This is a genomic window from Roseitalea sp. (assembly GCF_984466335.1).
Genome location: NZ_CFIFWG010000013.1, coordinates 16,358 through 27,778, shown reverse-complemented (window position 1 = coordinate 27,778; position 11,421 = coordinate 16,358). Strand labels below are relative to the sequence as shown.

The 11,421-nt window shown below is 65.9% G+C and carries 11 protein-coding genes and 1 pseudogene; 7 read left to right on the top strand and 5 right to left on the bottom strand.

Features of this window, described 5'->3' with window-relative positions; all coding sequences use genetic code 11:
• Positions 1 to 214: pseudogene (locus tag AC5E6L_RS02505) on the top strand (NAD kinase); the annotation flags it as partial.
• Positions 215 to 310: 96 nt separating this feature from the next.
• On the opposite strand, the gene AC5E6L_RS02500 reads toward AC5E6L_RS02505, so the two are convergent.
• On the bottom strand, positions 311 to 802 hold the full coding sequence (locus AC5E6L_RS02500) for a fasciclin domain-containing protein (protein WP_491229764.1): 492 nt from the start codon (positions 800 to 802) through the stop codon (positions 311 to 313).
• A gap of 282 nt (positions 803 to 1,084) precedes the next feature.
• Between AC5E6L_RS02500 and AC5E6L_RS02495 the strand changes: the two genes are divergently transcribed.
• Positions 1,085 to 2,506, top strand: a complete 1,422-nt coding sequence (locus AC5E6L_RS02495; RefSeq protein ID WP_491229765.1) for a DEAD/DEAH box helicase — start codon at positions 1,085 to 1,087, stop codon at positions 2,504 to 2,506.
• Between the two features lie 90 nt (positions 2,507 to 2,596).
• On the opposite strand, the gene AC5E6L_RS02490 is transcribed toward AC5E6L_RS02495, so the two are convergent.
• From AC5E6L_RS02490 to AC5E6L_RS02475, 4 genes are all read right to left on the bottom strand, one after another.
• Positions 2,597 to 3,079: a hypothetical protein gene (locus AC5E6L_RS02490; protein ID WP_491229766.1), complete on the bottom strand. Its 483-nt coding sequence runs from the start codon at positions 3,077 to 3,079 to the stop codon at positions 2,597 to 2,599.
• Positions 3,080 to 3,167: 88 nt separating this feature from the next.
• Positions 3,168 to 4,226 (bottom strand): D-TA family PLP-dependent enzyme, encoded by a 1,059-nt coding sequence (locus tag AC5E6L_RS02485; RefSeq protein WP_491771056.1) that lies wholly within the window; start codon positions 4,224 to 4,226, stop codon positions 3,168 to 3,170.
• Positions 4,227 to 4,230: 4 nt separating this feature from the next.
• Positions 4,231 to 5,157 carry a MurR/RpiR family transcriptional regulator gene (locus AC5E6L_RS02480; protein ID WP_491229768.1) on the bottom strand — a complete coding sequence of 309 codons (927 nt, stop codon included), beginning with the start codon at positions 5,155 to 5,157 and terminating at the stop codon, positions 4,231 to 4,233.
• Positions 5,158 to 5,254: 97 nt separating this feature from the next.
• Positions 5,255 to 6,010 (bottom strand): SDR family oxidoreductase, encoded by a 756-nt coding sequence (locus tag AC5E6L_RS02475; protein WP_491229769.1) that lies wholly within the window; start codon positions 6,008 to 6,010, stop codon positions 5,255 to 5,257.
• 334 nt (positions 6,011 to 6,344) lie between these two features.
• On the opposite strand from AC5E6L_RS02475, the gene AC5E6L_RS02470 reads away from it, so the two are divergent.
• The 5 genes from AC5E6L_RS02470 to AC5E6L_RS02450 all read left to right on the top strand — a co-directional run bounded on the left by AC5E6L_RS02470 (position 6,345) and on the right by AC5E6L_RS02450 (position 11,420).
• Complete coding sequence (locus AC5E6L_RS02470; protein WP_491229770.1) at positions 6,345 to 6,710, top strand: RidA family protein; 366 nt, start codon at positions 6,345 to 6,347, stop codon at positions 6,708 to 6,710.
• 102 nt (positions 6,711 to 6,812) lie between these two features.
• Entirely contained in the window at positions 6,813 to 8,279 is a 1,467-nt protein-coding gene (locus tag AC5E6L_RS02465) for a M81 family metallopeptidase (RefSeq protein WP_491771053.1), read from the top strand.
• A 269-nt stretch (positions 8,280 to 8,548) separates the two neighbouring features.
• Complete coding sequence (locus AC5E6L_RS02460; protein WP_491771051.1) at positions 8,549 to 9,487, top strand: ROK family protein; 939 nt, start codon at positions 8,549 to 8,551, stop codon at positions 9,485 to 9,487.
• Positions 9,484 to 10,218 carry a copper homeostasis protein CutC gene (locus AC5E6L_RS02455; protein ID WP_491771049.1) on the top strand — a complete coding sequence of 245 codons (735 nt, stop codon included), beginning with the start codon at positions 9,484 to 9,486 and terminating at the stop codon, positions 10,216 to 10,218. Before AC5E6L_RS02460 ends, AC5E6L_RS02455 begins: the two co-directional genes overlap by 4 nt.
• Entirely contained in the window at positions 10,215 to 11,420 is a 1,206-nt protein-coding gene (locus AC5E6L_RS02450; protein ID WP_491771047.1) for a Gfo/Idh/MocA family protein, read from the top strand. The genes AC5E6L_RS02455 and AC5E6L_RS02450 overlap by 4 nt, the downstream gene beginning before the upstream one ends.
• Position 11,421: the final 1 nt, after the last annotated feature.

The window sequence follows — 11,421 nt, the reverse complement described above, 5'->3', positions numbered from 1 at the left end:
CTGGCGCGGCGCGCTTCTGCCCAACCGCGTCACCGTCGATATCGAGGTGCTTGAGGCCGAAAAGCGGCCCGTCAACGCGGTCGCCGACCACACCGAGGTCAAGTCGGTCCGGCGCGTGAGCGTGCGCGAGGCGCGCGGGGCGACAGCGACGATCCTGTTCGACGCCAACCATTCCTGGGACGAACGCATCCTCGCCGAGCAGTTCCGCTACTGAGGCGCGCACGAAGGCCGGCGGTCCGAAGACCGCCGGCAAAAGGGACCCAAGCGCCGGGACGGGCGCTCCGAGCCGCATGAGCCCATGTGAGCGGCGTTAAAGGACGCCTTCGGGCACGATCACCTTGTCGATGACGTGGATCACGCCGTTCGTGGCCTCGATGTCGGCGGTAACGATATTGGCGTCATTGACCATCGGGCCATAGTCCAGGTCGATGGTCACGTCCTGCCCCTGCACCGTGGCGACCGTGGCATCGTCCGTCAGATCGGTCGACATCACCTTGCCGGGCACCACATGGTAGGTCAGGACGGCCGTCAGCGCGTCCTTGTTTTCGGGCTTGAGCAGTTCCTCGACGGTCGTGCCGATGGCCTCGAAGGCGGCATCGGTCGGCGCGAAGACGGTGAACGGCCCCTCGCCCTTGAGCGTGTCGACGAGTTCGGCCGCCTGCACGGCGGCGACCAGCGTCTCGAAATCATCGTTGCCCGCCGCGGTGTCGACAATGTCCTTCATGTGGCCGCCGGCCGTGGCCATGCCGACCATCAGTCCGGTTGCGGCAATGGCGGCGAGTGCGGTCTTGATCGCTTTCATCGGGTCTTCTCCCAGTTTGAGCCGAAAAAGGGCGCAACCGTTTAGCGCCCCCTTGTGGATACGCGCCGGGGGAACGACGGTTTGCCCGAAAGCGTGAGAAGACCGGCACGCTTCTTTGCGCCGAAACACCCTTCTCGGCCACAATTGATGCCTTAAAGGGGCGGCGGATCCCGCGTTTCCGGGCGTTTCGGTTGACATTGCGCCCGCATTTGCCTATCGGCGGGCCGATGTCGCCGTCCGAAAGGGACCAGGCGCGAACCGTAAACCCAACGGAACTGAGACTTGGCCGCATTTGCCGAACTTCCCTTGTCACCCAAGGTGATCGAGGCCGTCGAAGACGCCGGCTACACCGAACCGACGCCTATCCAGGAGCAGGCCATACCCCATGTGGTGGCCGGCAAGGACGTCTTGGGCATCGCCCAGACGGGCACGGGAAAGACCGCCTCCTTCGTGCTACCGATGATCACAAAGCTCGAACGGGGCCGTGCCCGCGCGCGCATGCCGCGCACGCTGATCCTTGAGCCGACGCGCGAACTGGCCGCCCAGGTCGATGAGAACTTCCACAAATACGGCAAGAACCACAAGCTTCAGGTGGCGCTTTTGATCGGCGGCGTCTCGTTCGACGATCAGGACCGCAAGCTCGAACGCGGCGCGGACGTGCTCATCGCGACGCCGGGCCGGCTGCTCGACCATACCGAGCGCGGCAAATTGCTGCTGAACGGCGTGGAGATCCTCGTCATAGACGAGGCCGATCGCATGCTCGACATGGGCTTCATCCCGGATATCGAGCGGATCGCGGGCCTGATCCCGTTCACCCGTCAGACACTGTTCTTCTCGGCCACCATGCCGCCGGAAATCGCCCGCCTGGCCGACAAGTTCCTGTCCGCGCCGGTGCGCATCGAGGTGGCGCGCGCCTCCTCGACGGCCGCGACCGTCGAGCAGAAGCTCTTGAAGACCGGCGCCAAGGATTTCGAAAAGCGCGCCGCGCTGCGCGATCTTCTGCGCGCGCAGGGCGACATCAAGAACGGCATCATCTTCTGCAACCGCAAGCGCGATGTCGCAACGCTCTACAAATCCCTCGAAAAGCACGGCTTCTCGGTCGGCGCCCTGCATGGCGACATGGACCAGCATGCGCGAATCAGGATGCTCGACGGGTTCCGCGCCAACAAGATCCAGCTTCTGGTCGCATCCGACGTCGCCGCGCGCGGGCTGGATATTCCCGATGTGAGCCATGTGTTCAATTTCGACGTTCCGATCCACGCCGAGGACTATGTCCACCGGATCGGACGCACCGGTCGCGCCGGCCGTTCGGGCAAGGCGTTCACGCTGGTCGACAGAACCGTGATGAAATATCTCGAAGCGGTCGAAAAACTGATCGCCAAGACGCTCGACTATGTCGAGGGCGTCACGGCGGCGCCCGAAGATGATGGCGACGAGGAAGACGCTCGGGAGGCCAGGGGCCGCAAGCGTGACCGGAAGGGACGGCGGGACCGCATTCGCAACGACAATGACCGGCGGGCGGGCGGAGGCGGCGAGGCCGCCGGCAAGGCGCCCGTCGATAAGGGGCGGGCGGTCGCAGCGGCCAATGACGACGAGGTTCGCGGCGGCGGCAAAGGGCGCCGCAAGAAGCGCCAGGCCACCGGCGACGACGTGTCGGTCGGTTTCGGCGACGACATCCCCGCCTTCATGATGATCGGGCGCTGACGGACGAGCCCCTGCCCCGCACCTGACTTTTCGGCCCGAAGCGCGGTGCCGATCGGCCGAGACGGCGTGCTGGACGCCGGCGCACGGTTCTCATGCCAACGGAAACGGCATGTAGCCGATGAACCCGGCGATCTTCCACCGCCCCTCGATCCGCTGGCAGAAGTAGAGCGTCTGCCAGTTGACGCGATCGGCCGTCCCGTCCGCCCTGGCGATCGATCCGTCGAACTTCTTGTGCAGCACGGCGCGGTCGCCATTGACGTCGATGTCGCGCAGATTGGTGACGCGAAACAAGGCATCGCGCACCGGTTCGGCGAATTCGGTCCCGGCGGAGGCTTCGGCCTGGCGCAGCCATTCGTCGCGATAGACATCGAGCGTGGGAAAGGCCAGCCGCCAGCCGTCCGGGTTCGACAGGAAATGGCCGTGCATTCCGAAGAAACGGTCCGTTGCGAAGTCGTCCTCGACCATCGACCAGTCGCGCGCCAAAAAGGCGTCGATATCGCGCCTTACCAGCATCTCCCACAGAAAGTGGCGATCGGTGTCGGCGGCGGCAAAGGGGTTTTGGTCGTAGGTCATGATCGTGTCCTTGCTTGACCTTGATCGGTGGTCCACATGGCGACATCCGTCTCCGATCGGTCCAAACGACGGAACCGAACGTCCAAGCCTATCGCATCAGCCCGCGCGCGACGACGGCAACGCTCTCCTCCACGCTCGGGCCGAGGGTCAGCGTTGCCTCGTTGAACAGATTGGTGACGACGCACGCGTGATTGGGAACGATCCGCACCTTCTCGCCAATGGTGGGCTTTTCGGCCGATGCGGAAAGGTCGACGACGCCATGCTCCTCGCTCAACCCGACGATGACCGCATCGGGATATTCGACGATATGACCGTGGCCAGGCGCGGCGAGCGTGTCGGCGGCCAGCGCCTTGGAGCCCGCATCGAGGACGGCGCGCGCCTCGGTCGGCCGGCTGACCACCGTCGCCAGCACCGTCATGGCGCAATCGTCCAGGGAACCATGCCCCCAGCCGACCTGCATCCGGTCCGAATAGATATAGGTTCCCGGTCGCATTTCGGTGACGGCCGTGATGTTTGCGATCCGCAACATGTCGGGCGTGCCCCCGGCGGAGACGACGTGCGGTTCGAGCCCGTCGGCATGCAGGAGCGCGCGCGCGCCGATCAGCCAGTCATCGACCGCGCCCATCCGGTTCGCCGGCTGATAGGTCATCAGTCCACCGAATCGCAACCCCGGCGCGGCATCGACCTCCAGTGCGCGTTTGAGCGCCTGACGGGGCGTCTGCACGCCGCAGCGGCCGGCACCCGTATCGCATTCGACCAGCACGGTCAGCGGGTGGGCGGCATCGGTGAAGCGGTGCGCATAACCGGCGACGGTCTCGGCGCTGTCGGCGACGACCGACATGGCGACCCGACGGTGCAGCGCGGCCAGCCGTTCGAGTTTCCGATTGCCCAAGATATTGTATGTGACCAGAATGTCGCCGATACCCGCATCGGCCATCACCTCGGCCTCGCCCAGCTTCTGGCACGTAATGCCATGGGCGCCCAGTTCGACCTGCCTTTTGGCGAAACGCGGCAGCTTGTGCGTCTTGATATGCGGGCGCATCTTCAGGCCGTGCGCATCGGCATAGTGCTGCGCCCGTTTGAGATTGGCTTCGACCCGATCGAGGTCGATCAGGAGCGTCGGCGTGTCGAGATCGTTGATATGCACCGGGTCAGTCCCCTATCGGCAGCTCAGGGTTGCGGATGTCCTGGCTGGCAAGGCTCTGGCGGACCCGCCGCAAGGGCTCGATCGCCTCGGGTCCGATCGCATGCGCGGTGGCCATGGACACCATGTCCACGGCCGCCAGAAGTGCATAGCGCCCCGAGGACGGTTTGTAGAGATCCATGTCCTCGCGAAACGTCAGCGGCAGCACGGTATCGGCCGCCTCGGCGAGCGGAGAGCCCGCTCCGGTGAACGCGATGCAATGCGCCCCGTACTGGCCCGCGATCAGCAGCGCATCATGCACCGACCGCGCCTGCCCCGAGATCGAAAACCCCACAATGGCATCACCATGCGCGAGCACGGACGCATTCATCCGCTGCAATTGCGGGTCGGTCTGGGCCGTTACCTTGAGCCTGAGCCGGAACAGGCGGTTTTGCAGTTCGACCGCGGCCATCGAGGAACTGCCGCCGGTGCCGCAGACGAGGATCTGACCGGCGCCGGCAAGCCGCCCGGCCACCGCATTGATGTCAGCCTCGGTGATGCCCATCGCCAAAAGGTCGAGCGCGGCATGGGCGCCCGAGGCGACCGACGCGATCGGGTTCAAGGGATGGGATGTCTCCTCGGGACGCGGCGGCGGACGGCGCATGTAGGCACCGCCGATCGCCAGCGCCTGGGCGAGGTGAAAACGCATCTCGCGGGTGCCGGCAAAGCCCAATGAACGGGCAAGCCGCGTGATCGTCGGCTCGCTGACGCCCGCCCTTTCGGCGATTTCGGCGATCGCGGCGTGAGAAGCGAACTGCGGATCGCCCAGGATCAGCTCGACGAGGCGCCTTTCGGCGTCCTTGCCCTTTGCCAGCCGGTCGCGCAGGCGACCGACAATATCGACGGTCTGACCGGTGCGGGCCTTTGCATTCCTGCCGCGGTCGCCGCCAGTCACAGCCTGACGCCGCTTTCGCCGTCGAACGGGCGGATTTCGGGGCCGGTCGGTTCGCCGCCCTCAAAGATCGTGGAAAGCGGGCCGCAGGGATTGGGCATCATTCCAGTTCCCGGACAAACGGCATGCAGCCGGAGGTTATGCCGCCATCGACGGGCAGCGCCGTCCCGGTGATCCCGCTGGCCATGTCCGAGGCCAGAAAGGCGGCGGCATTGGCGACCTCTTCGGGGGTTACCATGCGACCAAGCGGGTAGAGCGCCGAAACCCGCTCGAACACCTGCGGATCGCGCTCGGCCCTGTGATCCCAAGCCGCTGTCCGGATCGAGCCGGGCATGACGACATTGGCGCGGATGCCGTTGCGGCCTTCCTCGACGGCGATTGCCCGGGCAAATGCGTTCAGCGCCGCCTTGGCGGCCGAATAGGCCGGATTGCCGAAATGGGAGACCGCGTTGACCGAGGAGATGAAGACGAAGCTGGTCGGTTTCGCCCGCTGGCGCATCGCCGGCAGGAAGGCAGAGGCCAGATCGGCCGCACCGCGGAAATTGAGCGTTATCTCGTGATCGAATCGGCCGGGCGTTAGCTGCGCGAAGGTTTCGGCGCGCGTCCACCCGGCGTTGGAAACCACGCAATCGGGAACGCCCGAGGCCGTGATCGCCTCGGCGGCCGCACCGGTCGCCTGCCGGTCGGTGAGATCGAAAAGATGGGCCTGCTCGATCATGTCGCTATCGAACCGGGCGCCCGGCAGATCGCAGGCGATAACGGCCGCCCCCAAATGCGCGAACCGGTCGACCAGCGCCTGTCCGACGCCTCCGGCGGCACCGGTGATCACGACCCGCTTGCCCGTCAGATCGATCATGGTCCAGCAAGCCTCCACCCGCCAGCATTCGTTCCGCGCGGGACACACAATCGGGCTGATTGGCGTCATCGCGCTTGGAGGCTAGGGTGTGTTTTGTAATTTCGCAACATATTTTTGCCTTAGCCCTTGCAATAGCCGAAAAAACGTAAAAAGATTACAGGCATGAGCGGTCACCAAATCTGACTCTCCGGCGCGCGGCCGCCCGGCATGCGGGCGTTTTTCAAGCTTCGGATAGGAGCATGCTCATGATCGAAGAATTGGAGCATTGCGCGTGAACTCGTGGATCACGGGAAGTGCCCTTAACGAAACGTCGACCCGCTGAAAGAGGAACTTCATGACAAAGCAGGTTTTTGGCACGTCCCATGTGCCGCTGTCGCCCGCGGTGCGCGCCGGCGATTTCGTCTACGTGTCCGGCCAGGTCCCGGTCGATTCCGATGGACGGATCGTCGGATCGACCGTTGCCGAACAGACCGATCAGGTCATCGCCAACATCAAATCCGTTTTGGAAATGGCGGGCTGCACGCTGGACGATGTCGTCAAGACCCATTGCTATCTGGCCGATGCGCGCGATTTCGGCGCTTTCAACGCGATCTACGGCAAGCACTTTGTCTCCGAGCCGCCGGCCCGGACCACGGCCGAGGCGCGCCTGATGGTCGATATCAGGGTCGAGATCGAGGCGATCGCCTACAAGCCGGCCTGACCTGCCGGCCTGACCCTACCTCGGGAACCTGGAGGGCGCGCAGGACATGCGTCCGGCGCGCTGCCCCTCTCCCGCAAGGCCAACAACGACGGAACATGGACCATGCGCGTCTTCACGGCATCGCTGGCAACCGAGACCAACACGTTTTCGCCGGTTCCCACCGATCGGGCGAGCTTCGAGGCGGCCTTTTATGCCGGTCCCGGCGATCATCCGGCAACGCCCACGCTTTGCTCGTCGGTCATACCGGTGTTGCGCCGACGGGCCACGGCCGACCCCATGCTCGATGTCATCGAGGGCACCGCGACCTGGGCCGAGCCCGGCGGCCTGGTGCGCATGGATGTCTATGAAGGGCTGCGCGACGAGATTCTCGACCAGTTGCGCGCCGCCTTGCCGGTCGATGCGGTCGTGCTTGGCCTTCATGGCGCGATGGTGGCGCGGGCGGAGGATGATTGCGAAGGCGACCTTCTGGCCCGCGTGCGCCGGATCGTCGGTGCCGATGTGATCATCGCCGCCGAACTGGACCCGCACAGCCACCTGACGGCACGGCGCGTGGCCAATGCCGATATCCTGGCCGCATTTCTCGAATTTCCACATACCGATTTCGAGGAACGCGCCGAACATGTCGTGGACCTGGCGCTGGCCGCGGCGCGCGGTGAGATCCGTCCGGTCATCTCCACCTTCGACTGCCGGATGATCGACATCTTCCCGACCAGCCGGGAACCGGTGCGGTCCTTTGTCGATTCCATCAAGGCGTTGCAAGGCAAGGACAATGTGCTCTCCATATCGCTGATCCATGGTTTCATGGCGGCCGATGTGCCCGAAATGGGCACGCAGATGATGGTGGTGAGCGACGCCGACAAGGCCGCCGGCGACGCGCTCGCCGAAAAGTTGGGCCGCCGGATATTCGCCATGCGCGGGACGACGGCGCTTGATCTTGTGAGCGTCGATGACGCCGTTGCGCTTGCGCGCAAGGGGGCCGACGGCGGCCCGCTGGTGATGGCCGACACATGGGACAATCCCGGCGGCGGCACGTCGGGCGATGCCACATGGCTGGCGCGCGCGCTGATCGATGCGGGCCTGTCCAGTCTCGGCATCGCCACGATCTGGGACCCGCAGGCGGCGGCCTTCGCCCACGGCGCCGGCGTCGGCACCCAGCTTGAAATGCGCATTGGCGGCAAAACCCATGCCAGGTGCGGGCCGCCGATCGACGGGGTGTTCGAGGTGCGCAAGCTGGCCGATCCGGGCTGGCAGAGCTTCGTCGGCAGCCGCGTCACGCTCGGCAGGACGGCCCTTTTGCGGCTGGCCGGGACCGAGATCGACATCATCGTCAACTCCAACCGCACCCAGACATACGAGCCGGACATCTTCACCAATCTGGGTGTCGACCCGACCGCCAAGCAGGCGCTCCTGATCAAGTCGACCAATCATTTCCATGCCGGCTTCATGCCGATCGCCGGCGCCGTCGTCTATGTGTCGGTCCCCGACCTTTACCCGAACGATCCGCGCACGGTGCCCTACACCAAGCTGAAACGGCCGATGTGGCCGATCGTGGAGGAGCCGTTCGGATGACGCGCCCGGCCATGCCTGCAATGAGCGGTGTAAAAATGTGCCACGGCGGGGGCGGCCCTGTGCCGTCGCGGGTGCCGCAAAAGTCTTCCACCCGCGCCGCCTCGGCCAGCGGCCCGGTCCCCGGCGGATGGCGCCGCGCGCAACGACGGCAGCGCAACGGCGCGGAAACTGTCCGATATTTGCCCTCAACGCGCTTGATCTATAAAAAAGAAGCAGCCTTCGTTCACGTTTGGGGCTTGGTCTGTTTTGCAACCATTCGGGGGTGCGGCTTGGATCAGCGTGGCGACGCTCTTGCATGTTTCGACATCGGCGGCAGCTTTGTCCGATACGGCCGCGCCGACGCCGACGAACTGCCGCATCGGCAAGGCGAGACGGCAACCCCCCTTGACGATTTCGATGCGTTCGCGCGTGTCCTGACGGCCGGCATCGAGGAAACGGGCGCATCGGCGGCGGCGCTTTCGATTGCCGGCGTCATCGATCCGACAACGGGTCGCGCCGATATCGCAAACATCGCTTGCCTGAACGGCCGCAAACTGGTGTCCGACCTTGAACGCGCGCTCGGCGTTCCGGTCACGATCGCCAACGATGCCGACTGCTTCGCGCTCGCCGAGGCGCATCACGGCGCCGGCCGCAAGGCACGCACCGTCTTTGCCATCATCCTGGGAACCGGGGTTGGCGGGGGAATCGTGATCGACGGCTCCCTTCTTTCCGCGCGCGCGGGCATCAGCGGCGAATGGGGCCACGGCCCGGCGGTGGACCCGACGGCCGGCGGGCTCGCGCCCGGCATGCCCGCCCTTGCCTGCGGCTGCGGCCTGACGGGCTGCCTTGATGCCATCGGCTCGGCGCGCGGCATGGAGCGCATCCACCGCCACCTGCACGGCATCGACGCAACCAGCGTCGATATCACGGCCGCCGCGCAAGACGGCGAGCCTAAGGCCGCAAACACACTCGATGTCTGGGCGGCCATCGTGGCCCGTTCGCTGTCGATGGTGGTCAACACGCTCGGCCCCCACATCATCCCGGTCGGCGGCGGCCTTGCCGGCGAACCCGGCCTGATCGCGCGGATCAACGCCGCGCTCGGTCCGCTGGTGCTGGCGCGGCCCGACAAGCCGCTGCTGGTCGTCGGCGAGCATGTGCGCGATGGCGGATTGATCGGCGCGGCCATCGCCGCCCGGCAGGCCGATGAACCGCATCGGGACGCAGCATGAGCACAAGGGTCGAAATCTGCGTCGACACGATCGACTGCGCGCAGTCGGCAGCCCGGGCCGGCGCCGACCGGATCGAACTGTGCGGCGCGCTGGGCATTGGCGGGCTCACGCCGCCGGCCGGCATGATGACCGGCGCAGCGGCCCTTGCAACGCCGGTTCGCGCGCTGATCCGGCCCCGCGACGGGGACTTCCGCTACGGTGCGGCAGACGTGGCGCTGATGCGGGACGATGTTCTGCGCGCCCGGGACGCTGGACTTGAAGGCGTCGTCATCGGCGCGCTGACGCCGGGCGGCGCGCTCGACATCGCCGCGCTCGAACGCCTGATCGCGGCGGCCGGCGGCATGGGCCTGACCCTGCATCGCGCCTTCGACATGTGCGCCGATCCGTTCGAGGCGCTCGAACAGGCCGTCGATCTGGGTTTCGACCACATCCTGACATCGGGCCAGGCACAGGCGGCAATCGAGGGAACAAGGCGCATCGCCGAGCTTGTCGCGCGCGCCGATGGCCGGATCACGGTCATGCCCGGCGGCGGCATCACGCCGCACGCCGTCGCCGCGCTGATCGCCGCGACCGGCGCGAACGCAATCCACGCCTCGTGCGCGCGCAGCCGTCCGGCGCCGGCGCTGTCCGCCTTCGGTTTCGCGCCGGCCGGCGGCATCCGCCGCTTCGATCCGGCCACCCTTACCGCCTTGCGCGCCGCAATGGCCGAACCCGTTGGAGAAACCGCATGAAGATCGCAATCGCCGGACTGGGCGCGCGCCTGTCGACGGTGGCGACCAACTTCCACAGGAAGAAGCCGTCCGTCGAATTCGTCGGCTATGTCGATCCGGCGCCAGCCGGCCTGCCCTATCTCGAAAAAACATCCGCCCAGTCGATCCCCGCGTTCGACACGGTCGCGCAGATGGCGGTGCGGACGCGGCCCGACATGATCATGGTCGGCTCGCCCAACCATCTGCATATCGGCCATCTGCGCGACGCGCTCAGATCGGACGCACCCTATGTCTTCACCGAAAAACCCGTCGTCGTCAGCGCCGACCAGACCTGGGAACTGCTCGATCTGATGCGCGCCCATGGCGGCCATCAGCGCGTGATGATCGGCCTGGTGCTGCGCTATTCGCCGCTTTACGTCGCGCTCAAGAAGGCGCAGGCCGGGGGCATGCTGGGCAAGGTCGTCTCCATCGAGGCGAGCGAGCATATAGGCCCCCATCACGGCGCCTTCTTCATGACGGACTGGCGCCGCATGGTCGGCTATTCGGGCGGTTTCATGCTCGAAAAATGCTGCCACGACATCGACCTCTATCAGGGCGTGGTCGGCTGCCGGCCGCGCTATGTGGCAAGCTTCGGCGGGCGCAAGACGTTCGTTCCCGAAAACCGGCCCGAAGAGACGCCGGGATACATTGTGTACGGCCAGGACTATGGCGACGGTCTCGAAGACGGCCAGCCCAATCCGTTCGTGCCGCGCTGGAAGGGCGGCAACTCGCCCTTTGACGGGGCCGGCGACATCATCGACTATCAGGTCGCCAACATCGAATATCAGGACGGTGCGGCCATGGCGTTCCACACCAATCTGAACGTGGCCGACGAATATAGGCGTTTCGCCGTCATGGGGACACGCGGCATGGCCGAGGGCGATTTCGTCCGCAACCGGTTCAAGGTCACCGAATCCGACAGCTATCGGACCTTGATGGACGCAAGCGTGATCGAGGGCCAGACAGCCGGCCACCATTACGGCGCGGACGATGCGATGGCACGCGACATCTTCGCCTTCATCGACGACGGCGTGCCGCTCAAGGTGACCGTGCTCGACGCGCTGGAAGCCGGACTGACCGCGCTCAAGCTCGACGAGGCGATGGCGGCGCGCCAGGTGCTCGATCTGAACGAGGACTGGCAGCGCTTTGACAGCTATGGCCTGAGCAACCGGCAGGCGGCGTGAG

Bases quoted from the DNA above. Each gene is read 5' to 3' on its own strand.
- AC5E6L_RS02475 (WP_491229769.1), bottom strand. From the start codon at position 6,010: ATGATCGATCTGACGGGCAAGCGGGTCGTGATCACCGGTGCCGCCGGA.
- AC5E6L_RS02470 (WP_491229770.1), top strand. From the start codon at position 6,345: ATGACAAAGCAGGTTTTTGGCACGTCCCATGTGCCGCTGTCGCCCGCG.
- AC5E6L_RS02500 (WP_491229764.1), bottom strand. From the start codon at position 802: ATGAAAGCGATCAAGACCGCACTCGCCGCCATTGCCGCAACCGGACTG.
- AC5E6L_RS02455 (WP_491771049.1), top strand. From the start codon at position 9,484: ATGAGCACAAGGGTCGAAATCTGCGTCGACACGATCGACTGCGCGCAG.
- AC5E6L_RS02490 (WP_491229766.1), bottom strand. From the start codon at position 3,079: ATGACCTACGACCAAAACCCCTTTGCCGCCGCCGACACCGATCGCCAC.
- AC5E6L_RS02465 (WP_491771053.1), top strand. From the start codon at position 6,813: ATGCGCGTCTTCACGGCATCGCTGGCAACCGAGACCAACACGTTTTCG.
- AC5E6L_RS02450 (WP_491771047.1), top strand. From the start codon at position 10,215: ATGAAGATCGCAATCGCCGGACTGGGCGCGCGCCTGTCGACGGTGGCG.